The 25,965-nt window shown below is 48.3% G+C and carries 19 protein-coding genes and 3 tRNA genes; 4 read left to right on the top strand and 18 right to left on the bottom strand.

The features are described from left to right. Positions 1-3 precede the first annotated feature (3 nt). The 3 genes from AOA63_RS13980 to AOA63_RS13970 form a co-directional block, all read right to left on the bottom strand. The gene (locus AOA63_RS13980) at positions 4-1,167 is read right to left on the bottom strand and encodes a M20 metallopeptidase family protein (RefSeq protein WP_053960281.1); all 1,164 of its coding nucleotides are present in this window, start codon (positions 1,165-1,167) and stop codon (positions 4-6) included. A 326-nt stretch (positions 1,168-1,493) separates the two neighbouring features. Next, on the bottom strand, positions 1,494-3,131 hold the full coding sequence (locus tag AOA63_RS13975; protein WP_053960280.1) for a helix-turn-helix domain-containing protein: 1,638 nt from the start codon (positions 3,129-3,131) through the stop codon (positions 1,494-1,496). Between the two features lie 641 nt (positions 3,132-3,772). Further along, positions 3,773-5,263 carry a PucR family transcriptional regulator gene (locus AOA63_RS13970; RefSeq protein WP_053960279.1) on the bottom strand — a complete coding sequence of 497 codons (1,491 nt, stop codon included), beginning with the start codon at positions 5,261-5,263 and terminating at the stop codon, positions 3,773-3,775. Positions 5,264-5,420: 157 nt separating this feature from the next. Between AOA63_RS13970 and AOA63_RS13965 the strand changes: the two genes are divergently transcribed. Together AOA63_RS13965 and biuH are read left to right on the top strand one after the other, a co-directional pair. After that, entirely contained in the window at positions 5,421-6,707 is a 1,287-nt protein-coding gene (locus AOA63_RS13965) for a cytosine permease (protein ID WP_053960278.1), read from the top strand. Beyond that, a complete protein-coding gene (biuH, locus tag AOA63_RS13960) occupies positions 6,704-7,435 on the top strand; it encodes a biuret amidohydrolase (RefSeq protein WP_053960277.1) in 732 nt (243 codons plus the stop codon). Before AOA63_RS13965 ends, biuH begins: the two co-directional genes overlap by 4 nt. Positions 7,436-7,845: 410 nt before the next feature. Here biuH and AOA63_RS13955 read toward each other — a convergent pair whose 3' ends face one another. From AOA63_RS13955 to AOA63_RS13940, 4 genes are read right to left on the bottom strand one after another with little or no spacing between them, the layout of a single operon-like run. Next, a complete protein-coding gene (locus AOA63_RS13955; RefSeq protein ID WP_082343984.1) occupies positions 7,846-9,423 on the bottom strand; it encodes a hydantoinase B/oxoprolinase family protein in 1,578 nt (525 codons plus the stop codon). A gap of 37 nt (positions 9,424-9,460) precedes the next feature. After that, positions 9,461-11,443 carry a hydantoinase/oxoprolinase family protein gene (locus tag AOA63_RS13950; RefSeq protein ID WP_053960275.1) on the bottom strand — a complete coding sequence of 661 codons (1,983 nt, stop codon included), beginning with the start codon at positions 11,441-11,443 and terminating at the stop codon, positions 9,461-9,463. Between the two features lie 23 nt (positions 11,444-11,466). After that, positions 11,467-12,273 (bottom strand): putative hydro-lyase, encoded by an 807-nt coding sequence (locus AOA63_RS13945; RefSeq protein WP_053960704.1) that lies wholly within the window; start codon positions 12,271-12,273, stop codon positions 11,467-11,469. 46 nt (positions 12,274-12,319) lie between these two features. After that, positions 12,320-13,876 (bottom strand): purine-cytosine permease family protein, encoded by a 1,557-nt coding sequence (locus tag AOA63_RS13940; protein ID WP_053960274.1) that lies wholly within the window; start codon positions 13,874-13,876, stop codon positions 12,320-12,322. Between the two features lie 608 nt (positions 13,877-14,484). Here AOA63_RS13940 and AOA63_RS13935 point away from each other — a divergent pair. Further along, the gene (locus AOA63_RS13935) at positions 14,485-15,297 is read left to right on the top strand and encodes an SPFH domain-containing protein (protein WP_082343982.1); all 813 of its coding nucleotides are present in this window, start codon (positions 14,485-14,487) and stop codon (positions 15,295-15,297) included. Positions 15,298-16,066: 769 nt separating this feature from the next. After that, positions 16,067-16,999, top strand: a complete 933-nt coding sequence (locus AOA63_RS13930) for a hypothetical protein (RefSeq protein WP_139061619.1) — start codon at positions 16,067-16,069, stop codon at positions 16,997-16,999. Between the two features lie 94 nt (positions 17,000-17,093). Here AOA63_RS13930 and AOA63_RS13925 read toward each other — a convergent pair whose 3' ends face one another. From AOA63_RS13925 to AOA63_RS13875, 11 genes are all read right to left on the bottom strand, one after another. Continuing rightward, entirely contained in the window at positions 17,094-18,023 is a 930-nt protein-coding gene (locus AOA63_RS13925; protein ID WP_053960273.1) for a tetratricopeptide repeat protein, read from the bottom strand. Between the two features lie 463 nt (positions 18,024-18,486). Further along, positions 18,487-19,086, bottom strand: a complete 600-nt coding sequence (locus AOA63_RS13920; protein ID WP_053960272.1) for a glycosyltransferase family 2 protein — start codon at positions 19,084-19,086, stop codon at positions 18,487-18,489. Between the two features lie 20 nt (positions 19,087-19,106). Then, positions 19,107-20,081, bottom strand: coding sequence for a glycosyltransferase family 2 protein (locus tag AOA63_RS13915; RefSeq protein ID WP_053960271.1), 975 nt, complete (start codon positions 20,079-20,081; stop codon positions 19,107-19,109). Positions 20,082-20,357: 276 nt separating this feature from the next. Continuing rightward, on the bottom strand, positions 20,358-21,092 hold the full coding sequence (locus AOA63_RS13910) for a CatB-related O-acetyltransferase (RefSeq protein ID WP_139061618.1): 735 nt from the start codon (positions 21,090-21,092) through the stop codon (positions 20,358-20,360). 192 nt (positions 21,093-21,284) lie between these two features. After that, positions 21,285-22,949: an IS1634 family transposase gene (locus AOA63_RS13905; RefSeq protein ID WP_171822756.1), complete on the bottom strand. Its 1,665-nt coding sequence runs from the start codon at positions 22,947-22,949 to the stop codon at positions 21,285-21,287. A 175-nt stretch (positions 22,950-23,124) separates the two neighbouring features. Next, positions 23,125-23,373: a hypothetical protein gene (locus AOA63_RS20060; RefSeq protein ID WP_053960268.1), complete on the bottom strand. Its 249-nt coding sequence runs from the start codon at positions 23,371-23,373 to the stop codon at positions 23,125-23,127. A 536-nt stretch (positions 23,374-23,909) separates the two neighbouring features. Continuing rightward, positions 23,910-24,182 (bottom strand): hypothetical protein, encoded by a 273-nt coding sequence (locus tag AOA63_RS19830; RefSeq protein ID WP_053960267.1) that lies wholly within the window; start codon positions 24,180-24,182, stop codon positions 23,910-23,912. Further along, complete coding sequence (locus tag AOA63_RS13890) at positions 24,183-25,034, bottom strand: aminoglycoside 6-adenylyltransferase (RefSeq protein ID WP_082343981.1); 852 nt, start codon at positions 25,032-25,034, stop codon at positions 24,183-24,185. Between the two features lie 599 nt (positions 25,035-25,633). Beyond that, positions 25,634-25,709: transfer RNA gene (locus AOA63_RS13885), tRNA-Lys, on the bottom strand. Between the two features lie 10 nt (positions 25,710-25,719). After that, positions 25,720-25,796: transfer RNA gene (locus AOA63_RS13880), tRNA-Met, on the bottom strand. Between the two features lies 1 nt (position 25,797). Further along, positions 25,798-25,874, bottom strand: a tRNA-Met gene (locus tag AOA63_RS13875). Between the last annotated feature and the right edge of the window lie 91 nt (positions 25,875-25,965).

Below are 25,965 nucleotides of genomic sequence, written 5' to 3'. Positions count from 1 at the left end.
CACTCACGGCAAAAGCAAGTACTGCAAGGCAGTTTCCGAAAGTAGTGATACCCCCAAGGGCAAAGCGTTTTCGTCGAGTGTAAAGCGGGGATGGTGGTGAGGCCAGATAGCTTCTTGTTCTTCGTTGCGGCACCCTAACATGAAAAAGGTTCCCGGACAGACTTCTTGGTAATAAGAGAAATCTTCTCCGGCCATAAGAGGCTCAATGTCCATCCATGATTGAATTCCGGGCAATCTCGCAGCAACCTCACGGACAATTGAAGTTTCACGTTCACTGTTTGTGACGCTGGGATAGCCTTCAACATAGTCTAAGACCGCATGCGCACCGTGGGCAGCACTAATATGCGCCACCAATTCTTCGAGACGGCGCCGGACTTGGCGGCGGTCTTCCACACTAAAAGTCCTGACTGTACCCGTCAGACGAGCGCGGGGAGCAATGATGTTAAAATTCGCTCCACTGTGAAAGGTGCCGATCGTCACGACAACTGGACTGCGAGGATTCATACTGCGGCTCACAATGCTTTGAATGGCCAATGTCAGTTCGGACCCCACGATAATAGGATCAATAGATAAATGGGGTTGGGAACCGTGCCCGCCTTGACCCTCAATATCAATAGTGAAACTGTCGGCATTCGCAGTCTGAGCCCCCACAACCGCTCCTACTGTACCAGTAGGCATGTCTGAAGAAAGATGCAATCCTAATACACGATCGATCCCGTCTAATACGCCATCTTGGATAAGAAGCTTTGCGCCTCCCGGTATCTTCTCCTCAGCAGGCTGAAACATTAATCGAATTCGTCCGGGTAATTGATCTTGCCTTGAGGCTAATATCTTGGCGACGCCAAGAAGAATAGCGGTATGACCGTCATGTCCGCAGGCATGCATCACGCCGTCATTTACGGATCGAAACGGCCAGTTAGATTCTTCCTGGATGGGCAAGGCATCAATATCCGCCCGTATGGCCACACCTTTCGATCCTTCACCTATATCGACAGCTACCCCTGTTTGGCCTATCCGGTAGGGTTTCAGACCTAAACTCTCTAATTGATCCAAAAGATATTTTTGGGTTTCGAATTCTTGAAAGCTGACTTCAGGATGAGCATGGAGATGTCTTCGCCATGTCGTTAACTGGGTGGATAATTCAGAGGCCTCATGGTGGATAGACATTCTGACTGAATCCTCTCCTTCATGTTGGATATGCATGAAGTATAAGGATTGTCCCCCAGTGACCGATATGGAATCCCATATAATAATGTCCCGAGTTATTTGTATGAAATTACAAGCAACATTTCTCTAAAATTGTTTGATCTGCTAATCATAATTAAAACTGCAATGAAAAATCTTAATGCATATTTATGAGACATGAGGGTTGAATGGCCTTCCATACCCTTCAATCAGTCAGGCCATTTTTTATCACATCCCTTGAAGTGGATTGAATCGGTCAAACTCCGCGGGTTTCACCGACCACAAATACAATCATAATGCCGGAAGCGTCAGCGCACCGCATAGTTGAGGGATTCCCAGTCTCCTTCCCATATCAGTGCCATCCTTAATAGCATCACATCCCGGTCGTTATCCAATGATCGTCCAAGAAGATGCGAGATTTTATCCATACGGTACCTGACAGTATTGGGATGCGTTTGCAAGACTTGGCTGGCCGCCGAATAAGAACGGTTTGAGAAAATCCAGGCGCGCAATGTCGAAAGCAGGATCTCATCGTGCCCAATAGGGCCCAGAACTTGTTGCACAAATTCATCACGCAATATTTTGGGTACGGATTCCCAGATTTTCACTTCCGGAAAATCACGCACTCTAATGGCTCGAGTATGTGATGGCACTAATAACGGATATCGTTGAAAAAAACGCCAAAGCCGTAATACGGATGCAAATTCATCACTCATGGCTAACACATGATGTTGACGTTCACTCCAAATACTCAGCCAAGAACCTTGCCGCCTCTCAAAATAATGCTGAAATCTTTCTTGATTACTAGAAGTTAAAATCAGCACGATCGTGTTTTGCATCACACTATGAGGAATGTGGAAATGATTTAACCAATCCATCCATTCTTGTGCTATCGCATCAGATAATTCGCCGTGTTGAGAAAGCATCCCAATTAAGACAAATTCCCACACCTGATTACTGAGGTGATATTGATTGGCCAAGGCATTAACCGAAAATTGGTCCCCCTCCAAAATGCGGTGAAAGAGATCCGTTTGGATGTGTCGACGTTCGCGTTCTAAAGATTGTTGGCGCAAGAGCTCAATAGCATAGAGCAGCAATGCCTGATCTACCGCAACCCGTTCAAGTCTCGTCAGAGGTCCTCCCCCAATATCCAGCGTACCGAGTTTTTGCCCTCCCGCTTGCACAATATAACTCTGGGAGGTCGTCGGCATCTCCCCCATTCTTGCGACCAGCCGGTGATTCCAATCATGCACGCTAATCGACCGGTGGTTTATTTGCCGCCATAGCGTTTGGGTCAATCCCGTGAGTCCCTCTTTTTCCGTTACCAAACTGGCTAAAAGTTGCTTTTGAATGTTGAGAGTTTTTTGCAGTTCCTGGGAAATGGCTTTGCGACGGGCATGTTCTTGCGCATTCGCCACCGCCACGGCCGCATGATCGGCCAGTGCCGTCACCACCGCTAAATCCCGTTCATTAAAATCGCGATCCGTATCATAGTTGTCGACGACAAGCACACCCACTGTCTTTTCACCGATTATCAGCGGCGCAGCCACTGAACTCCGCACCGGATTTGACGGACGCCCGACGGCTTGCCGGACCAATTGGTCATGCTCTGGACTTAAATTGCTTTGTGCGCGTCGAATTGCTTCGGGCGTAGGCAAGAGAACAGCCCGTCTTTGCGAAAAAGCTTTGCCCGTTAACGATTCCCCAGGTTTTAAGCGCACGGCTTTCATAATGTTGAGATCAAAACCGACTCCGCCCACCGGGATCAAAGCATTCTCATGGGGATCATACAAAAACACACAAGCAAAATCCGCTCCCGGAATCAAGTCCAAACTGCTTTGCAGCAAATCATGCAGTACACCGTCTAAATCGCGATGCGAGGTCAGGGTTCTGGCTACAGCCAGTAATTTCTCCATCGTCGCCGGAGGAATATCATATGGGACCATAGCGATCGCTCCCGAAAAACATCCGAATATTAATGAAATATTAATATTACCTTATCACGCTTTGCCCAAAACAACCGTAAAAATTTTAGGCAAGGATACAAATCCCTAGAGAAAAATAAGACCCGAGGATTCATTGGGAAGACTCCTCGGGTATTGTCAACAGCACTTCTTAACGACCATGTATGCTGAAACGATTAGGACCGATTTCGGCTTCTTGAAAGTGATCCACCGCCAGGAGACACGTTGCTGGTTAAAAGCTACTATTTGCTGATAATTGGGCGGTTTCGTCGTATTGGCCGCTTGGACTAGATGTTCAAGACATACTCCATCATCTGCATTGAGCCATGGATTATTGTCGTACCAATTCTCGAGTCGACGTCCCACAATGCCTTGTTTGTTCATTTCGTTCCAATGATTCTAATGAGCCGCTAAAATCCATCTCGCGAAGGGAAGCGATTTTATTTTCTTCATAAAAGCTCAGGTCTTATCCCTATTCTTGGCATAGCCACCCAAATTCGGCACGGGCAGCGCCATTTACAATGGTGTTAGCATGGTAACCACTTTACTAGAGGATACCGCCGCCGTGATTCTATCCGGACAACTTATACGTCGAGAGTCATGTTAAGAAAAAACGACCACAACTACGAGTCAAAGTATGGCATCATCCGAATGCCTAACTGCAGAACAAATTGAACTTCGGGATCATTTAAATCCATGCCCAATATTTCCTGAATACGTGCCAAACGGTATAAGACAGTATTATAGTGCGTATAAAGTTTTATGGCAGTATCCTTGACTCGCCGACATTCAAGATATGTTTTTAACGTCAATAAAAGATCTGTATTATTCTGATGGTCATATTGCAATAACGGAGCAAAGAGATTTTGGCAAAATGACGCAGCTTGTGAACTTTTGCTGAGTTCATGCAGGATCAATTCAGCTCCCAATTGATCATAAGCTAGCAAACCTGTCCCTTGTTTTTCAACAGCAATGATTCGGCTTGTTCGCGCCTCATTTATTGCCGAAGACACTTCCTGCCAGTCTGCATGTTCTGCACTCCATCCGCCTACAAACGAAATGTCTAATGCATCCAAAATACCACTAAGACGAGATGATGCGATTTCATCAGCACGCTCTATTAGGAGGATGTCATCTCCTGCTAAAGTTCCCTTCGCTGCGAGTGAAGGTTCCATTTTGACAAGTCGCGTCCACGTATGCCACAAAGCTTCATTGGAAGAAATAATGGATATCATACGGAAAGGTCGAGGCAAATAGATACCTAACCGCCTCGACCACGATTCGATTTCTTGGTTATCATAACGATGACCGTGAAACCAATCTCGAAAAAACATATCACGATATTTTTGCTCAACAGACGAAGTAATCTCCCGTTGAACGAGGATAGCCGATAGTATATTGCGAATGATATAAACGTCCCCTTGATGTCTAGGATCATTGTCTAATCGCGGGCCGAGAGCCAATAAAATCGAGCTTCCATCTGATTTCTCAGGCATCGATATGACCTTCACCATATTTTCTGAATACTTTGTCTGCACCTCCTCATGCATCCAAAGTGGCAAACTCATGGTCGATTCACCCAACCTACTACTTGCTAGCAAGTCTCCACCGGAGGAAAAGAGCCCCACAGAACGGTTAAAATGACGACTAAGTTCATGCACCACAGCTTCCAATCCATGATCGAGTCCCATCCGCATTATAGTCATTAGGTGATAATCGGAAGCGAGCCGTTCACTTAAAATATATTCAACAATTTCAAATACCGCACGAGAAAATATCACGTGCTCAGGAAGCCAAACAATTGGCAGTTGAAACTTTTCGGCAGCCTGAAGTAATTCCTTTGGTATTTCATCAACAAATCGTCCCGGTTTAAACGCCAAGGTTGCTACGCCAACATCAGCCAATTGCTGGACCAAACTAGACCACACATGAGGTTGATCCTTAAAAATGAATCCGGTCGTTATAAGGAAATCGCCAGGTTGTGCCCACATTGCGATGTCAGGAACAGCCATAACATTTGCGCTATAAACGGGACGAGTTTGTCCCCCACTGCCCACGGCAATGGTTGCTCCTTCTAGACTTGGCAAATTCAAAAGATCCCCAACCCGAACCATTCCACAACCCCCATCACAAACCTAACAAATATTTTACACAACATGTTACACATATTTCATTGTAGTCGACTAATAAATGTCACGTCTTTGATTTAATACACCGATACAATGACATGTTTATGTAATTGTGTGTAAGATTTTTGTGGAGGTGAATTCCATGGTGAACGAAGAACGAACACTGTTAGAAAACGAATTTGAACATCAACCGGTCCCGATTCCTCGACGCAAATCGCTACTATCTGTATCGTTGGTTTGGATCGGGTTTCCAATGGTCATAACTGGCGCATTGGTAGGGGGAAGTATTGTTAATGCATTAGGATTTCGCACTGGCGTTTTGGCAATGTTAATTGGCAACTTAATCCTTTTTGCTTATGTGGCTATGCAAAGTTCTATTGCTGCCAAAACTGGTATGTCATTTGCCTTGGTCGCAACACGAGTATTTGGGGCTAAAGGATATCGAGTAACATCCGGGCTATTGTCCACGATCGTTATAGGATGGTTTGCCGTACAAACTGGATTGACAGGCGCGAGTTTACATGGATCTCTGGGGACGAGTGTTTTGTGGGTTGATATTCTTGCAGGCATTCTGTTCATGATTATCACTATTATTGGTGTCCGGGCCTTGTCCGTTATCGGCGCCTTATCCGTACCTTTTTTCCTAATTATGGGCAGTTACGCAGTGAAAATTGCCCTAACCCACACCACGTGGGCCCATGTCATTCAATATTCGGGGCACGCAACGGACGGCATTAGTTTTGGTCTCGCGGTTACTATGGTGATTGCGTTATTCATTGATTCGGGAACCATGACTCCTGATTTTACTAGATGGGCTCGATCTTCCAAAGATGCTGTAATAGCAACATTTACGGCTTTCCCTTTTGCAAACTTCTTATCGATGTTTTTCGGAGCAGTTGTCACCGCGGCCGGAGCGTCTTCTAATGGAGATTTTTCCGCTGTCATAGCCCATCTCGGTCCGTTCGCGGGAATCATCGCTGCAGCCTTCTTATTTATCAATTCAGGATCCGTCTGTTCGCACTGTTTATATAATGCCGCAGTCGGATGGTCCCATATTTTAGGTAAAAAGTTACGGTGGATGGCATTTTTCCTTGGTATTGTGGGTATTACAGCTGCCGCTGCCGGAATGTGGAATTTATTGGCAACATGGTTGTCGTTTCTCGGGGTTATTATCCCCGGCATTGGAGGAACGATTATTGCTCATTTTACGGTGTTTAAGAATTCTGACGTGACGGTACCCAAAATAGCATTTATCAGTTGGGCTGCTGGAGCGATTGCATCGTTGACAGCACATTTAACTGCCCCTGGTCTCTCCGACGCGGTTATTGGAATGGTTGTGTCTTTTGGAATTTATGCACTGGCTGCTCCACAATTTGTTCGCGCTCCATCTTTAGCACAAAATATGGCATTAGAGGAGGATTTGCCATGACATATCCCACGCATCTAATTCGATCTGATCCTTATGCTTGGCCCTTTGATGCATCTCTTAGCCCGACAAATACCGCACTACTCATTATCGATATGCAACGAGATTTTTGTGGTAAGGGTGGCTATATCGATATGATGGGCTACGATATCACCTTGACCGCCCGTGCAATTCAACCTATTCAGCGAGTCTTGACTACTGTGCGACAGATACCGGGTTTTACAATTATTCATACACGCGAAGGTCATCGAGCAGATTTGTCCGATCTTCCGGCCAATAAATTATGGCGAAGTCGCCAAATGTCTGCGGGAATTGGCGATCCAGGTCCATTGGGTCGAGTTCTGGTTCGAGGAGAACCCGGATGGGATATAATTCCGGAGCTCTATCCTCAGCAAGGAGAAATGATTATTGATAAACCCGGAAAAGGAGCATTTTTCGCTACAGATTTAGATTTATTGTTAAAATTACGCAACATTAAGAATCTCATCATTACTGGTATTACAACCGACGTATGTGTCCACACAACGATGCGTGAAGCTAACGATCGAGGATACGAGTGCGTGATACTGGAAGATTGCACCGGTGCCACAGAAATCGCAAATCACCACGCTGCTATTAATATGATACGTATGCAAGGTGGTATTTTTGGAGCAGTCAGTGATTCCGACGCCGTAATCGAAACTCTTAGCGCATTTATTCCCGCAGAAAATAAAAGCCAACAAGTAGGATAAAAATCCCTAGACGTGAGAAACCGGCGGAGTAACCCATCCATTTCCCCGGTTTCTCACCATAAATACTCTAAAATCGTCATTAGGCACATTAATCCTAAGGTGACCACATGTGTTTCGAAGCAATTTGAAGAGAAGTCCATGCCACTTCGGTGTGTTCCCGACGTCCACAATGGCTGAGGAGCACTGCAGTTGTTGAAGACTGATAGATTATCTGGATACTGCAGTCGCCATCCATCTCCCATATCTCGCGCTTATTTCCAATATCCGTTTCAGATCATTCCATTTGTCCCCAACAGTCCCATGTTTTCCCGCATTGATGTCAAATATTTTCCTCGACAGGAATAACTCTTTAATTCGTTTTCATTATTCAACTTATTCCATAATATTACACACTTGCTGATGCTATTACCTTAATCCGCTTTGCCCCATCCGCCACCTCCGGGAGTAAAAATTTCCAATCGGTCACCTGTCTGCATAGTTCCCTGCCACTTACCAGGTAATGAGATGGGCTCATGAGAACCCATGGGAATCAGTTTCGCTTTTCCTCGTTTCCCCGGTTCACCTCCCCCAAGTCCATAGGGAGCAAATTCCCGGCGTTCTGATAACAAAGTGACCGTAATGGGCGTCAAAGCTTCATAGATGCGGACAATACCGTCCCCCCCCCGAAACCGTCCTTGGCCGCCACTGTCCCGACGAAGACGGTAGCTTTCGATGCGCAAGGGTAATTCACGTTCCAATACCTCTATAGGCGTGTTCATCGTATTACTCATATGCACATGAACCCCGTGAGCTCCATCCCAACCAGGACCCGCCCCGGCCCCTCCTCCAATGGTTTCATAATAGGCAAATGCGCGGGCTCTGTCGCCCTTTCGAGTGTCAAAGCCGCCTAGGGTAATGTTGTTCATGGTCCCTTGACCTGCCGCGGGAATTTTTTCCGGCAGTGCTTGGGCTAAGGCCCCGAGCACGACATCAACAATGCGTTGGCTGGTTTCCACATTACCTCCTGCCACCGCAGCCGGCACTGTGGCATCCACCACGGTGCCGGGACGGGTAACAATCGTTAAAGGCCGAAACCCTCCTTCATTGCTGGGGATATCTTCATAGACCACGGCGCGAAACGCATAAAAGGTGGCACTGACCGTAATGGCTCGAACAGCATTCACACTCCCTGCAACCTGGCCATCGCTATCCGAAAAATCAATCATCGCGTGATCTCCTTGGATCGTGATGCCGACGCGAATAGCAATATGATGATGTCCTTGGCCATCGTCATCCAAGAAATCCTCAAAGCGGTAATAGCCATCAGGAATATCTTGGATAAGACTACGAGTAACCCGTTCGGCATAATCCTGAAGACCTTTGGCATAGGCTTGCACTGCATTTAACCCGTGATCTTGGATATATGAAAGAAGGCGACGTGCTCCCACCTGGTTCGCAGCCAACTGCGCCGACAAATCGCCAAGACGCTCGTCAGGTGTTCGCACATTGCGTAATATCAGTTTCAAGACGTCCTCGTTCATCTTCCCTTGCCGTCGCAATAAGATGGGGGGAATAATCAATCCTTCCTGGTACATTTCGGTAGCCAAAGGAAGACTGCCGGGACTGATACCACCGACGTCGGCATGATGAGCGCGGTTAGCCACATAAAAGACTGGATGGTCATCTCCCTCGACAAATACCCCTTCAACCAACGTCACATCCGGCAAGTGGGTTCCTCCGTGATAAGGATCATTCAGAATCACGGTATCGCCGGGTTTTAGTACGAATTGCTCAAGGGCTGCCGCCACGCTCGCAGGCATGGATCCTAAATGAACAGGCATGTGCTCGGCTTGTGCAATAATCTTGCCATCGGTGTCAAAGACCGCACAAGAATAATCTCGCCTTTCTTTAATGTTTGGACTGTGAGAGGTGCGTTTTAAGGTTTCGCCCATTTCTTCCGCAACAGCTTGAAACAGGTGCTTAAAAACTTCTAACTTCACGGCATTCACTTCGTAGCAGCCTCCCTTCATAGGTCCAAGATGTCTGTCACTGTGGGGTAATATGAATAATCCCGTAGGTATCAACCTGGGCTTGAAACGCTGGTGGCACTAAAATCGTTGAGGTCGGCTCAATGATTAACGCCGGCCCTTCTATGTGCTGTTCTGGCCCAAGGTCTGTACGCTGATAGCATGGAGCACTCATCAGTTCTCCTGAAAACCGCATCTTGCGGGTGGTAAATGCTTTGCCCGCTGCATGATTAGGCCAAAGAGGCAAGGGTAGTGGGTCATCCAAAGACACTGAACGCACATACGCATTGACGCATTCCACCGGTAAATCTCTTTGAGATTGAAGATAATATTGTTCGTGGAGCTGATGAAAGCGCTCGGCCGTATCGGCTAAACTCCCTTGCCACGGAGTTAGAATTTCATAGGATTCTCCCTTATAGCGAAGATCTAAGAAAAAGGATGACTGAATTTGGTCACTCTCATACCCTTCACTTTGCAGTTGCCGGACGGTATGTTCTTGCAAATGATTCCATATTCTTGCCATATCTTCGGGCTCTATCTCATCCATGCGCTCTAAAATGCTCACCAAGGAATCCGCATAGGCTTGGGATCTGGCAAGTCCCTGAGCACTTAACGTACCGGCATCTAAGGGCACAAGCACTTCCTCAATGCCGAGCATATTCGCCAACTGGACTGCGTGCAGTCCCCCTGCGCCACCAAAACTAAAGAGCACAAACTGTGCGGGATCGACCCCTTTCATGGCCGTTACCCGTCGAATGGCACGTGCCATCGCCGCATTCACCACCTCAAGAATGCCTTCCGCCAACTCATCCGGGGACGTCTCGATTCCCTGTTGGCGTCCGTCATCTACCAGCAGCTCAAAAGCCTTTTCGCAGGCCCTGACATCCAAGGTCATCTTGCCCCCGAGAAAATGATCCCCGTCAAGTCGGCCCAGCAATAAATTGGCATCGGTTACCGTCACATGATTTCCACCGCGCCCGTAGCAAGCAGGACCTGGCAACGCCCCAGCCGATTGGGGACCCACTTTAAGATTTCCGCCCCGGTCAAACGATGCAATCGAACCGCCTCCCGCTCCCACGGTATGAATATCGACCATTGGTGCCCGAAGGGGAAGATGATCAAAGTGCATCTCGCGGGTAATAGGAATCCCTCCCGAAATCATCGCGACATCCGTACTGGTTCCGCCCATGTCAAAAGTAACAATCTTTTCATAGCCCAGCGCCCTGGCAATTTCCCAAGACGCCACGGCCCCGCCTGCGGGACCGGATAGCATCATGGAAGAAGGCTGATCCAAGACCCGGGCAGGGGACATATGTCCCCCAGCAGAGGACATGACCCGAAGAGAGGGTCCGGTGGCCTGAGACAACTTGTCTAAATAGCCGGAGACGATGGGTGCCACATAGGCGCTAATCACGGTCGTACTCGTTCGTTCATATTCTCGATGTTCTGGATTAACATGGGCCGAGGCAAAAATATAGGGATATTCCGTCGCAAGAGCTTTCACGATCTGCTCTTCGTGAACCCGATTAACATAAGAGTGCAAGAGGACGATGGCCAGTGCATCCGGCCTGTACGTCTTAAGACGTTGGACGAGATTATCCAATTCCCCTGAACTAAGGGATATCAGAACTTGCCCATCCCACGTTATCCTCTCGCTGACGCCAAAACGTCCGTCCCTAGGCACGAACACATCAGCTTTTTTCACGTGAAGATCATAAATACCAATCCGGTTCTGCCGGCCAATCTCAAGCACATCTTCAAACCCCGCCGTGGTAACGAGTGCGACGCGCGCTCCTTTGCGTTCTAAAAAGGCATTGGTTGCGACCGTCGACCCATGAATAATCAACGCCGAATCCACTATTTGGAGATCTTTTAATCCTTGCAACACGGCTTCTTCCGGATTTTTCGGGGTGGATAGCACCTTATGCTGACGGACATCGGTTCCATCAAATACCCAAAAATCGGTAAAAGTACCGCCAACGTCAACGCCGACACGGATCACACCATCACCATCCTCTGACCTTGTCAACCGAGAGCCATGAACTCGCAATCACGAATGTCATCATCCCGCAAATCGGTAATAAACATATGCCCAGGCGCATGGGTTATGGCAATGTCCGGTTTGATCTGCTCAATCACCGCTTGCGGAGTGACTCCGCAAGCCCAAAACACCGGCACCTCATCATCCTTTAGCTCAATGCCGTCGCCATAATCCGGATGGCTTAAATCCCAGATCCCGAGTGCGGCCGGATCGCCGATGTGCACAGGAGCTCCATGAGCCAACGGATAATGGGACGTAATATCCTGAGCTCGTGCGACCTGGTCTTTGGCAATCGGCCGCATCGAAACCACCAATGGTCCGTGAAAATCGTGTGATGGCTGACACAGTATTGACGTTTTGAACATGGGCACATTTCTTCCTTGCTCCAAATGCCGTAACCGAACCCCATGGTGCAGCAACTGCTGTTCAGTGGTAAAACTACACCCTAAAACAAAAGCCACAAAATCATCAGCCCAAATGGCCCTCAAATCAGTGGGTTCCTCCGTGCATACCCCCTTCCGGTAAACACGGTACCGGGGCAGATCGGTGCGCAAATCCGCTGTCGGTGCGACGGTGCGGGGAATAAAATCGCCGGGTTCACACCGGTCCAAAACAGGCATGGGCGCCGGATTTTTTTGACAAAATTCATAAAAGTCATCGGCCAGGTGTTTTGGCAAGATCACCAAATTGGCCTGAACATAGCCTAAAGCCATACCTGAGGTAGGACCGTTAAAAGACCCTTTGCGGATAAGATCTCGGGCTTCAACGGCCGTCAGGGAAGCCAAATCCATCATGTCATCACCCCTCAGCTTACGATTACCCCAGACGCCTTAGAAGTTAAATCGAGGGTTGTTCGACTTTGATTGTCAACTCCATATTGGGCTCAGCTTTGCACATATCATGACATTCCGCGTTCGATCCGCAGCACACAGAACATAAAGCCCCTTCATGAAAAGGACACATCACCATGTCAATCGTCTCAAAATATTCATGACACCGTATACACTGAAGCGTTGTTTCGGAAGTCTCGGGAACCGTCGCCGAAGAGGCGGTGTGATATGGCCTTCCTTTTAATGCCAAAGCAATAATGGGCGGGAAAATCAGCCCAAGACCCGCTGACACAAATGGCGCTAAACTTTCTCCTTCAGGACCTGCTATCCCAAATGCTAAAGGTGCGGCAAAAACAAGCGCCAAGAGCAGTGTTCCGACTCCCACTGGGTTAAAATGAGGAAGAAAGGCTCGCTTGTATTCATAAGGACGCGGATTAATTTTGAGTAACCACTTATTAAAGATCGTGTCCGATACCACGCTCATAGCCCAGGCAATAATAAACACACCTTCAAACGTTAGGACCTGAAGCATGTGCGCAAAAATGTTGCCCATCATCAGCAATGTGCCGAGCACTGCCGTCAGGATTCCCCACCACTGGCGTCCCGGAGTAAAGTGAAATACCCGCGAAAAGAAGTTCGAATAGGCTAACGATCCGCTGTAAACATTGATCGTATTGATTCGCAGTTGAGTAATGATGACGGTCAAGACGCCGCCAATTCCTAAAACCCCACTAAAATACGTTCCTGGATTCGTTTGATGAAATTCCAATCCAAAATATGAACCAAGAAGAACCACTCCGAGAAATGTGACAATCATCACCACATAGCCATTAAAGATCGAGCCCACGAGTTGATCTTTTTTCCGCACAAAACGTCCTAAATCGGCGCCTTGCGTCGCCATACTAATCAAGGCGAATACGGTCGCGCCCAATTGCAGAAAAATGGGTCCAGCCGACGTGGATGGGGCGTGGGCGGGCTTATAGGACAGCCAGGGAACCGGATGACTCACATGGGCCGCATGAGAAAAGACTAAGGCCACAGCTATCACATAAATGGGCAATGTGACCCACATCAGCCAGCTGAGAAAACTCATTCCCCAAATCGCTAAAACCAAAAACGTTACGCCGATAAGGAGTTCCCACACGAGAATGGGAACATGCGGAGCGGCTGTCTGAAGTGCCGCTACCAAAATCGACCCTTCAAATGCAAAGAACATAATATAGTTAAAGCTATACACCAAGGATGCAATGGCGGACCCCATAAATCCATAGCCACTGCCTCGGGTGATAAGGTCGCTATCAAGTCCTGTGCGGCTGCCGACCCAACTGAAGAAGAAACCCACGGAACCAATTAACAGGACCCCAAAAACCATTCCCCATATTGTGGGCCAAGTCCCGTATTCCAAGGTGAGCTGTCCACCCCAAGCAAGAAAAAACATCGCGGTTGACACGCCGATAAAAACGCTAAAGATACTCGACCAGTGCCAAAGGCGAAAACTTTCGGGAACATAACGCAATGCGTAGTCTTCACGGCGATCTTTAGCCGTAATTTGTTTTTGTGCCATGAAAATCTCCTCCGATGTCAAACGACATGTTGTCTATACTCATTGATTGAATGGACGTGGTACCACAAGAGGTTGTATCATTCCTCTTTAACTGTATACTTATTTAATATTGAGTATCAAGAGCCGCGTCATAAATTTGGTTATGTGAACAAAATACGCCCACCAAAAACTGTAAATATGTCAATTATCTCCATTTCCAACCAGACTCCATCGTGTTGCGGTATGCATACCATATGAATATTAATTCACTCATGGAAAATAGAGCGAGTGGGTTATGGGGCAGAGCAAACTTCAGCACGTATTCACACGGTAATCTTCTTGGGCATTCTCACCTTAATCCCCGAATCCGATCAATAATGAGTCATGTTTGTCGTCATTACGTTTCGTCGATTTTCATCGACACCTTAACCATAAACTCGCATGAGCTCTTACTCCTTAGAATTTATCAATACCCTTCGCATTCATTATTATTAGATCGCAATATTTTTAATTTTTACATCTTTGTGGCAAAAAGACGTATACTCAATGTATCTCCGCGAATGTGCGTGACGCCTCAGGAAACCCAAGATCTCATTAGAGTACCGAGTTCATATAGAAGGAGTTATCCGATGATTGATATCGCCCTTGCGGCTGTTAGTGTTGTTCTCTTGATTTATGCCATCACCTCGGTCAAAATCGTGAAACAGTGGGATGAAATGCTCGTTTTTACGCTTGGCCAATATACTCACAATCAGGGACCCGGTCTTCATATTGTGTGGAGCGGGTTTCAGCGAGCCGTTATCGTCGATAAGCGCATAACGACGACAGAATTTCGCACAGAGGGAACGCTTTCGAAGGACAAAGTTCCCGTTACATTATTAGCTGTCCTGTTTTGGAGAGTGGTCGATGTCAAGAAAGCCATGATCGAAGTGAAAAACTATCAAGCCACCATTGACTTGGCAGCACAAACCACCCTTCGCGACATCGTCAGTCGCAGTGATTTAGAACAACTGTTGTCCGATCAAAGGCGCCTAGACGAAGATATCGCCGCCCAAATCCGGGCTCGTGCCGCATCATGGGGGATTGAGGTGCAAAACGTAGAGATTCGTGATTTGGAAATTCCTGCTTCACTGCAAGACATCTTAAGCCGGAAGGCCCAAGCACAAGCCGAAAAAGGTGCGAGACGCATTTACGGAGAAGCCGAAGTCGTCGCGGCCGAGGAATTTGTGAAGGCGGCAAAATTATATGAATCGTCCACCGTTGCCTTTCGTCTACGAGGTCTTAACGTGCTGTTAGAAGCGGTCAAGTCAGATAAAAATACCTTGTTATTTTTACCTACGGAGTTAATGGATATGATGCGCTCGAATGACATCATCCCGACCGAAAATGCCACAGCCATGGCAACTGAACTGCTGAAAGAAGCTCTCGTTCAGCCTGTCTAGCATATTCGGTAGACGCCCGGCATCATTGCCATTTCCATTTATTTTATGTGGCTAAGACCTGTTGGTGGTGAACAGGTCTTCTTGTTTTGTCAGCCAATACATGATCTCAACCACTCGATTAATCTCCTGTGCAACCCATAACCTCAATGTTATTCAGGAATTCCGCTCATCAAGAACTTTATATTTCGCATCGCCGAAACTTTTCGTAAGAACCCGACCTGAGACGACAACAATGGGTAGACGATAACTGTTCATCTCGACTTACTCTCGCATTGCCTCCTGAAGATTGATTCGACTAATCTTTTAGGAACCTAATCCGGCGCAATAGCATTTGTTATTTGGGAGATGGCTGATCCCACGGCAAGTCCCGTAAATACAGATCCAGCCCACGTCCCCCATAAAATAGGAATTATTCTCATCTCCTTAGAGCCACATCCATTACCAAGGCTTTTAGTCCTACGGTTTTGCAGACAAACTTGCTATCGCCCAGAGTCGTAGCATTGTCAGCTCACGGTATTGACTTTACAAAAGCAAATTTAAGATTTGCGCTATATTTCTAAGTCTACTAGATAGGGCTTCTGTTCCAAATGGTTATGGACATCAAGATGGAACTGTTTTTAAGCGATTCCCGAGAATGACTTGTAATCTACCGGCAAAAATAATAGATTTTTCCAAAAAACTTCTTTAGCTCGATAAACCCATAAAGATATAATGATCATGTCAAATTTGTAAAAATCCACATTTTATTTTGAAGGAAAGGGAGGTCACTATGTCAATCTTTTCCACATATAGTCAACCTGAAAACCAAATCACATCCACGTTATTGGCGGTATTAAAACAATTAAGAATGCCAGTTATGCAATTTATTATCCAAACGCTCATTGAGGAACCGGAAACCGATTTGATAGTCTTTGAAAATCAACCCCAAGGAAACACGTCTCGCCCTGATGCCCGAATATCGAGCTCATTTAGCTACTGGTTCGAAGTCAAACGCGTCACAAATGCGGTAAATGAAAAACAAATTCAAGCACATATTCAACTCTTAAATAATACGGCAACAAGTCTTCAACGCCTTATCGTTCTCACACCGGATGCCACTGAACCAGCCGCGTTAGTCAAGTACCATCACCACGGTGTGGTCTGGAGTAACTTTAATACCTTGTATGATGTCCTAGTCGGTCTTCTGGATCCACAAGAATCACCATTGCGATTAACATCAACTGAACGGTATTTGCTCGTCGAATTTACCGAATTTCTTGAAGAAGCAGGGCTGATTCATCACTCCGAACCGATGGTGGTCATTGTGCCAGCTCGAGTAGCATGGAAAGACTATCATGACTATCATGCATACATTTGCCAACCAAACCGTACATTTCGAGAGGCTTCCCATATGGGATTTTATTTGAACAAAACGATTAAAAACCAAATCCCCAAGATTCTTAATCATTTGTCCAATGTGGAATTGACCCCGAGCCCTAATTCATCTGCCTCTTTGAATACTTTGATAAACGCAATGCAAAATCAGAACGATTCGCGTCTTGGCGAACGACATGACATATATTTTCTGTCGTCACCAAACGATCAAGACACGTTGACTCTTGCTAGTGATGTGGTTCATCATGGTAAACCTTTTCAAAATCAGCGATATTTTTCACTAAGAAGTTTTCGTAAACCCGATCTTACCGATACGAGCCAATTGTAAATGTGTCAAGATGCAGACGTTTTAAACTTTAAATGACACATGATTCTCATCGCCGAAGGTATGCGAAAAAAAGCATGAGATCATGTGTTTTATTCTAGGTTCGCGGCCAATGCGTCACAACCCAGGCTAATATATCTTGGCGTTTGAGCCACCACGGTACCGCCATATCAAAATAGGCCGCCGCTTCGTCTACACTGCCAACTGTGAGATAAGGCGAATCCGAAGGCAATACCCTATTAGTTATCACCTCGACGAAGTAGGGATTGGCCTCGTAAGCGTGATTCAATTGTTCTAACATATCATCGCTTTGATAATAGACAGCAACCCATAATCTTTCATAGGCCATAAACGTCGTCGTGTCTTCAGCAAATTGATCGAGCAACGCAACTAACCTATCAATATCATCCTGGTCATGAAAGAGTTCAATCAAATCGTAACGCACGGCCAAATGATCCTCAGGATCCCATTTGAGCATTTCGTTATAAATGTCTAAGGCTTCACTAAAAAATCCGCCCTCATACAAAATCCGAGCCAAGGCCATTTTGCTACGAAACCAGGGCCGCGTTTCGACGATGCCATATAATGAAGCCGGAGCGCCTTCTTTTTTTAGGGTTTCTTGATAAGGGCCAATCCATGCATCACACGCAGCCACTGCTTGTTCAAAATACCGGCGTTGTTTGCGCCATGTCGATGTGGTTTCAGCAAGAATTAAATATGCATCACTACAATGCGGATCAATCGTTAGAGCCTGTTTCGCCCATTCATACCGAGTGGGAGGCTGAAGAGACCAAGCTCCCATGACCATTTGTTGGGCCTCTTCACGGGGGCTTTCTGGCGGTATATTATTGATGGCTTGCTGTCCTTTAGGAGATAAAAGTAATTGGTTCATCTCCTCCAAAGAATCCCCAGTCCTCCCTGATCTTTCAATAAATCGAGTCATATTCGCCATCATCGCTTCCGTAGACATCGGTGCAGGTGCCAAAGACAACGAAAACGGAAGAGCAGGCATAAATTTTTTCGACATATGGCATCACTCCGTGTCATCTCATTGAATGCGTTGAATACGTTACCGATACTTAAATATCATCGCCGTAAACATGAAAACGTCATTTCCTGGTGATATGGATTTCTGAGTCTATTATCGTGGCCCTTGATTGTCATTTCCACCGACAGTCACTGCTTCCGAGAAGTTCAATATTGTCACGTCCAATGTAACAAATTATCCCAATAATCGTTCCCTGGGGACCAGAGCCTTACAGATTATGTATGGGTTTAGCGAGAATCCCAATCGATTGATTTCCTTATTAGAAAAAGCTTTGAAGAAGCTTTCAGCACCGATTTTGATCGTGCCGCATGAACTCGTATCCATGTCGGAAACATCAGCCCATGAACAAAGAACCATAAATCGGTGATGCCTGCATGCCAATCTGTCTTCATAATACGGGATAGTCCCGTTAACCACTATCCCTACTATCTTTCACGGTAAATTACTTCCCGTCAGGGTAAAATCCCCACTTTTGAAAAAATCGCTCGCGATTTTCCTTGAAATATCGACGATTCATGCGTCGAATATCCCGGAATTGACTTAATGTCGAGCTCACCCAGTGATGGAACACTGCGTCACTATCAAACCAGGTTTTCCAGCGGTTCGTATTGCGAATACGTTGCAACATGTCATCATCTTCAAAATATGCTGGCCAAAACGATTCGTCAAATTCCCCAATTTCATCAAAAAGTCGGTGATCACATAAAAAGGCACTCATTGCAAGCCGCCTTGTGGGCGGACTCACTTCGACGTGATCAGGACGACCACTCGCCAAAATCACGTTATCCCGTTGCAAATCTTCCACCAATCGTTCGATAAAGCCTGGTGCCAATCGGACGTCATCGTTAAGCACTAACACATACTGGGCCCCATCCTTTAATGCTTCACGAATTCCCCAATTCCAGCTTTTGGCGACTCCCCAGTTCTCCTCCCGGTTATCCCGAAGATAAAGAGGGAGTCCCGGGGGCAAACTAGCCAGCGTATCCACCAAGTGCGTCGCACCCATCGTCGGAATTGTCACAGCAACTGTCGCATTATCCATATTTCATCTCCCGTCCATTGCTAGTGAGTTTCCACTTTGGCGGTGGATTTGCGTAATTCTTGCGGAATCGGGGGAGGTTTTAAGATGCCTAACCAGTGATAATAAAACTCTACCGGGACTAAAAGCAGCGTTAAAATCCATGCGATGAGGTAATCGCGTGCGTTATATTTACGACCATCTAACCAATCCGCTAATCTTTTGGGTAACCCAATGAGCAATGACAAAAGCCCCAAAATCAATGCCCATGATCCGAGCCATAGGCTTAAGAGAGACAACAATTCACCTAGGATGATAAAAAGTTCCGTGGGTTGAAAACGTGGAAGATACTGGGGAGCAATATCGGGATGATTGCGAAAGAGAAATCCTTCATAGCGTTTGCGGTGCGCCTTAGAAAAATAAAAGCGCCAGCTTTCTTGCCTCGGCGGATGAAATACAACCGCGTCCCGTACAAAAATAATCCGGTAACCTGCACCTAAAACCGAAAACGCCAAATCAGAATCTTCTCGGTACGGCGATTTAAATCCCCCAACTGCTTCAATAACCGAACGCCGGTAAAACATATTAGCGGTCATAAATTGTCGTCCAAAACGATTATGAACTTGATGCGTAAAAATCGTGGCATTGCCGCTGCTTTCTACAGCGCCTTCCACGCCACCAACCCGCTCATCTGTAAATCCCTTCAATCCCTGCTCTAACCAATCCCGTGCCGGGACAGCATCCGCATCCGTAAAAGCGACGATGTTACCCCGCGCAGCTTTCCATCCCGCTTCCCGTGCCCGTCCGGGACCTCCATGGGGAACTTTCAACAACCGGATAGTCAAAGGACTATTAGTCTGAAATGACCGAATGGCTTCTTGTACATCATCTGTCGATCCGTCATCAACAATGATGATTTCATCTGGCTGCCTGGTATTCGCCGCTAATGATTCAATCGTACGCGCCACTAGGTGTGCCTGGTTATAAATAGGAATGACGACACTTACGGATTCCACCATCAATTCTCCCCGATGTTCCTAATTCACCGCATTATGACATAATATCTCAGTCATGATTAATATTCCTAACATCCCGTTGAATTCAGCATATCATCTTTGAACGACTTTACCCGCCTGAGTTTGCTCTTGGCCTAACTTTATACGACAAACAGTCATAATATCAGTATTCATAATACACTAAAGCACAAGGCAGAATCCAATACAATTCGTCACATGCCTAATTAAGCGACGGAAACCATGATATAAAATGTCATAAATTTACAGGACTAATCCCTGTTAGTCTGTTGGTCTTCGCCGTGGCAGCTTTCCCAACTGGACAAGCGTGTCTTCGGTGACGGGAGCAGTAAACAGACTCGAATGTTCTTTAATCAACTCATCATCTAACTGACTATAGTCGATGGTTGATAGGATAGCGATGATATGGTCAGGAAAGCGGTAGCGTAGAATACGAGCAGGATTTCCGGCCACAATAGCATAGGGAGGAATGCTTTGGGTAACCACGCTACGAGCCGCCACCACAGCGCCTTGACCGATCGTCACACCGGACAGGATCATCGCATCCATTCCCAGCCACACATCATCTCCCACTTGAATCGGACCTTTCGTCAAGGCTTCAAAGGACCGCAAATGAAGCACCATGGTTTCCATGGGATAAGTCGAGAGCCGCCTATAGTCGTGATTGCCACCCAAAAGAAACTGTACTCCACGTGCAATGGAGACGTAGTTGCCAATCGACAATGTTTCTGACGGATCGCCCCATGTGTGAATTTGAAGAGAACCATAAGTATGATGTCCTACCGTAACCCGATCGATTGGAAAAACATTAACCGGTAATGTAAGATTGTGCGCGTTGCGCCGTCGCCATTCGACTTGCATCGCGAGTAATCGCAAATGACTCAAAGCCTTACGGCGTATGCGCTCCCATGTCAGTGCCCAGCGTCCCATAGCATCTCCTTGATCGATTCCTCTGAGGGCATCTTGCCGCAATTTTTGCGAAAGATCAACCTTCACGGATGATGGGCCGGTGATAATTGATTACGGTCAAGTGGCTATGAACACCATGTAAGAGGACCACACAGGTGTGAGAACTACAAGAATGAATTAATTCCCTTTTGAAGTTACCAGAGGCTCGCAGAATATTCACATCTGTATAAGAGGGTATATGACTCCTCTTCCGCACGTGATGGGTGAAAGCCGTGGAATTTATCCCGAGGGTCTAGGGGGCACCTGCGTGTAAATCGTGTCCGTAAAACCTAATGCGGCCAAAATGGCCGCCACCGATTGGGTATGAACCGCCGGAACAAAGAGTTGACGAGTCTGGGCATCCAGCGGCACGACAATCAGTCCGCGCAGATGATGTAACACCTCCTGCCCGGTGGGCCGCGCCAACAGACCGCGAGTCGGCGTGGGAAGGGGCGGGGCCTGCCGGGCCCGACGTTCGATGAGACTGAGCACCAAGGCGGCGAGCAAGAGCACATAACCTAGGGCTTCCACCCGTTCCGGCTTTTGCACATAGAGCGCATCCACAAAGGCCGGGTCTTTTAAAAAGCGAAAACGGTGTTCGATGACCGTCTGGCCTTTGTATTCTTCGAGTAATCGGCGGGCATCAAAGGAGGAGGCCGGCAGATTGGTGATTAAGACAAACGTCGCCGCCCGGTCCTGTGCCGCCTGCACGCGTTGCGCATCGACTGCCCCAATGGTGGGATGGACCCGGTATACCGTGGTGGTAGCCGGTTCGGGGGCATCGTGGCGGGGACGCCCGCGGGTTGTGCGTTTGGGGACCTGCGTTTCCGCGACAACCGTCGCCTCGACATGATGCCATGGGGCGGTGGCCCGCCAAGCGGCCACGGCCGCTTCGGCATCATGAGCACAGGCAAACACGGTCTCCGCGAGGCGAGTCGCCGCCCGGGTTAACTGGTTATGGGCCCGTTCGACCTGGCGGGCAATGGTGTGAGCTTTCCGCTCAGCTAGATGATCGGAGCGATAAACCACGAGCCGATAGGATCGGCCCTCAATTTCGCCGGTCTGTTCTGCGGCCGCGTAGGTGGCCGCATCGGCACGCTCCCCGATTTTGCCGAGGGGAACCCAGGCGTTGGCCGCCAAGGCGGCCGTCTTCGCATCGTGCGCAGCCCGAAATGTTTCCGGACAACGCGAGAGAAAGCGGAGTGAACGGTCAGCCATTGCCTTTAAGTTAGGACCTGTGATGAGAGCGGAATCGGCCACGTAGACCAGTTGTTGCAGTTGCTGAGGCGAAAAGTAATCGTCTAAGGCCGCAATCATCTCGGCATTGAGGGTTTTATCACTCAGATTCCCGTCTTGCACCGTGCCTACCACCGGAATGCCTTCTCGGGTCCCCAACAGCGTCAGGAGAATTTGACGCAGATCGGGACGATGATCCTTGGAATGGCCATAGGTGGGATGCACTCCGGTCTCGGATCCGGTGTCCGGATACGTGCCATAGACCGAGCGGGTCGTACTATCCCAGTGGACAAACACCGGACTATCGGGCGTCCACACGTGGTCGTGCAAGAGCGCTCGCGTTGCAACGGCACTGAAGACGGTGGCGCCACCGGCAGCGGCGACTTTATCCAGAGCCCGTCCGAGGGCATCATCCGTAAAATCGGCCGCGGTGCGGCCGGATCCAAACAACAAGGGCACATCGGTTAACTGCAATGGCTCGTGGACGCGATACAGAGGTCGACGAGCGGTCAGCAAATTGACGACGAGCGCGAAAATCCGTTCGCCGGGCGACAGGTGGCAACGCTGCGAATCCCACGCAACGGTCTGATTTATGGCCTCGACGAATCCAATTTCCTCACAGAGGGCTCGGATGACCGGTCCAGCCCCCACAACAACGGGTGTCGGCATGGGTGTGTTCATAAGAGATTACTTCGCCATGCGAGACACAATCTCCTTTGCGATCAGCCCAAAAAAAATAATTTTTTTTGTTCCCGCCACGTGCGGAAAGTAAGATATGACGTTTCTGGGCTTGTTCATTCGGGGGAACTTTCACCTTTTCAGCGATCCCTAGGATCCGTGAATCTTAGGCTTTCTCTAAGAAAATTGAACCTGTCCAGGGAAAGTGAATCACTTCTAGCGCCATCGTCCTCGAAACAGCGGTGCCAAAGATGACCGGCCCCATACCAATCGCTACAAGCAGAAGTGGGGCTATGCGCCGCCGGGGAATGATTCTGCTGCTGCGAAAGGTGGCGATAAGGTTCCCTCCCTCGTTAAAGCCTGACACCAAGGCAAACACCGATAGACAGAAGAGCAGCACGATTGTTCCAGTCAAATGCCTTCCCGTCCCTATTCCCCTCAATGGGTTGAGGTCGCCCCTTTCAGGTTGCTATGAGTATAGAATTTTTTCGATGGTTCCTTCCAGGTTCTCTTAGCATCGAATCCTCTGCTCTGATGCTCTGAAAGACCTGCATACACACTATGTAGTATACTCAACTCTTTCTAGGTACTACCCGTTGATGTGCTCGATAGATGCGCAAACCTACTCAGAGATCGCCCCACGAAAAAAATGGCTACCTCTCGTTTCGACGATAGCGGTCGTCGGCACGTTCACCGCCTTCCCACTCGCTAGATGCCGGAATACGCCGGTCCGCTCAAGATCATCTAAGGACCTCGACTCTGCTCTACGTGCTCTCCGAAGAGGCGACAATCTGTGGCTCCCGAAGGCGTTCGGGTCAAACTGCTCCCGCAGGCGCGACCGGGGGACCCTCTTTTCCATTACCTGGAAGGTTCTTAGCCAGACGGGCCCAACATTTTCATGACCTGGTCATTGTAAGCCCGTTCGACCCACGCCGTCATTGGACAGTTCTGCTATCGCTGGAAAAGAAGCGCTATAAGGTGAAAATCATCGGCATCCGCCACCGTCTTCGCCTGACCCGACACGCGATTATAAGTGACTAAATGCACGGTCGTGCCTTCCACCTCGGTATTGTCCAAGTCCACTCCGATATGCATGAGTTCCCGCGGTCCGACGCATCCGAGAGTCGTGCGTTCCTGCTTGCATTCGATCTGTCGCTCCCAGAATCCTTGCAGGAGACTTGCAGCCGAAAATGCATTAGCAAGGCGTAGCGGATTCTCGGCCAATTATGTCACCATGTCCCACCCTTGCTGCCATACCTGGTGGTCCGGATCGCACCCGGTCCATTCGCTGAGCCGATCATTCAGGCGGGACAGTTCCGGTTCCATCGTGGCCATGATGTCCATCATAGCCGGCCCGCTCCACGGTGGATGCCACGCGCTAATCCAGGCTTGTTGGCGCGCAGTCAAAACCGACCGCGGACCTTCCGCTTTCGCCCAGTTCGCCCACAGGTCGGGCCAACGTCCGGCTTCCATATGCCATCCCGCCATCGCATACCCGGCGAGTCCAATGAGCATCTCCCGCGCATAGGATAATTCATCGCGCCGGCACCCCCGGTAGACCTCATGAGCGTACGCCAGCACTTTATAGCGCCAGCGTGCCACTTCAGCTGCCGACGGGTAGTAGGTGAACGACTGGGAGCGACGGGTTACGTCTCGTACAAGACCGTCGGGATCGTGGAGAATGCGGACGTTTTGCAAGGTGAAAGATGGCGTCAACTGGGCCACGCGGTAATAGAAGCAATCGACCTTGATGAAGCCTTCAAAATGCGCCACTGTATGGGCGACGTGCGGACCCAAATCTTCGTAGAAAAGGACGGACCCCCACCGCTGAGGGCGCACCATTTTGTTCGCCACAAAGTTTTCGATATCCTCAGCATCTACCACAACCCGCAGGTCAATGTCCGAGTAAAGGTCCGTATCTCCTGTCCCCAGTGAGCCTCCCACGAACGCCGCACGAACTCGGGAATCGCTGGTCACGTCGCGGGTAATAGCGGCAAGAAGATCCTCCCGATATTGCGGCAACGCCAAATCGCGGGCGCGATGACGGTTTAAGGACATGGCAACCACCTTTGTCATTGATAGAAGTCTCTGCCACCTATTTTGTCATGATCTGCCTCTGCTGTCACCGCTAGTGGGGACGAATGTATATCCGATGCGCGAGCATTCTTGTAGTTTATTGATTATGTCAACTCTTGCATAATACAACCGAATACTGCCTTCGCCGAGCCCCACCTGACGTGTTGAGGCTGTTCTTCCCTAACCTTGCCGAGTTCCCATTTCCGATAGAAATGCAGAGCCATCTCGTTCGTAGGGATTACGCGCTGACGCCATGGCGACGAAATACACCCTGCGCCATATCGGGTTAATTATTCTCCATACCCGTGGGCGCGACACTCAGGGAAGGGCTGCTTATTTTGGTTTTCTGGTCCAATGAAGACATGAAGACAGCTAACAAACATACATGCATGCACTCCCAGATTACCCGGAGAGCCAGCAAACGGTCTGTATTCTTAGCAATTTGTGGACAAGTTGATGCCATAAGAGAGTGTCACGACATATCCGTAAAATGGCTCTTGAATCACCTTGCTCATCCGCTCATGTCGATGGATTGGTTTTCGAGGCCAATCCGCGCAAAATAAAAAAATCCGCAATCGCTTGCGGTGTTTTGTTTTGTATGGTGGGCGCGCACGGGCTCGAACCGTGGACCCGCTGATTAAGAGTCAGCTGCTCTACCAACTGAGCTACGCGCCCAAAGCATTTATGGTAGCGGCGGGTGGATTCGAACCACCGACATCACGGGTATGAACCGTGTGCTCTAACCAACTGAGCTACGCCGCCATGGTTGCGGGGACAGGATTTGAACCTGTGACCTCCGGGTTATGAGCCCGACGAGCTACCTGGCTGCTCTACCCCGCGGCAGATATGTCTTCAATGCACAACGATCATTATAGGTAGAGAGCCTTAAAATGTCAACAACTTAAGGTATCAAAATCATCTCACACAATCT

Source organism: Sulfobacillus thermosulfidooxidans, from assembly GCF_001280565.1.
Lineage (GTDB): Bacteria > Bacillota > Sulfobacillia > Sulfobacillales > Sulfobacillaceae > Sulfobacillus > Sulfobacillus thermosulfidooxidans_A.
This window is presented reverse-complemented; position numbering and strand designations above follow the sequence as displayed.

Excerpts from the sequence above, each read along its gene's own strand:
- AOA63_RS13905 (WP_171822756.1), bottom strand. The coding sequence starts at position 22,949 with ATGCCGACACCCGTTGTTGTGGGGGCTGGACCGGTCATCCGAGCCCTC.
- AOA63_RS13890 (WP_082343981.1), bottom strand. The coding sequence starts at position 25,034 with ATGACAAAGGTGGTTGCCATGTCCTTAAACCGTCATCGCGCCCGCGAT.
- AOA63_RS13915 (WP_053960271.1), bottom strand. The coding sequence starts at position 20,081 with ATGGTGGAATCCGTAAGTGTCGTCATTCCTATTTATAACCAGGCACAC.
- AOA63_RS13920 (WP_053960272.1), bottom strand. The coding sequence starts at position 19,086 with ATGGATAATGCGACAGTTGCTGTGACAATTCCGACGATGGGTGCGACG.
- AOA63_RS13935 (WP_082343982.1), top strand. The coding sequence starts at position 14,485 with ATGATTGATATCGCCCTTGCGGCTGTTAGTGTTGTTCTCTTGATTTAT.
- AOA63_RS13925 (WP_053960273.1), bottom strand. The coding sequence starts at position 18,023 with ATGTCGAAAAAATTTATGCCTGCTCTTCCGTTTTCGTTGTCTTTGGCA.
- AOA63_RS13980 (WP_053960281.1), bottom strand. The coding sequence starts at position 1,167 with ATGTCTATCCACCATGAGGCCTCTGAATTATCCACCCAGTTAACGACA.
- AOA63_RS13975 (WP_053960280.1), bottom strand. The coding sequence starts at position 3,131 with ATGGTCCCATATGATATTCCTCCGGCGACGATGGAGAAATTACTGGCT.
- AOA63_RS13970 (WP_053960279.1), bottom strand. The coding sequence starts at position 5,263 with ATGGTTCGGGTTGGGGATCTTTTGAATTTGCCAAGTCTAGAAGGAGCA.
- AOA63_RS13945 (WP_053960704.1), bottom strand. The coding sequence starts at position 12,273 with ATGGATTTGGCTTCCCTGACGGCCGTTGAAGCCCGAGATCTTATCCGC.
- AOA63_RS13940 (WP_053960274.1), bottom strand. The coding sequence starts at position 13,876 with ATGGCACAAAAACAAATTACGGCTAAAGATCGCCGTGAAGACTACGCA.
- AOA63_RS13930 (WP_139061619.1), top strand. The coding sequence starts at position 16,067 with ATGTCAATCTTTTCCACATATAGTCAACCTGAAAACCAAATCACATCC.
- biuH (WP_053960277.1), top strand. The coding sequence starts at position 6,704 with ATGACATATCCCACGCATCTAATTCGATCTGATCCTTATGCTTGGCCC.
- AOA63_RS13965 (WP_053960278.1), top strand. The coding sequence starts at position 5,421 with ATGGTGAACGAAGAACGAACACTGTTAGAAAACGAATTTGAACATCAA.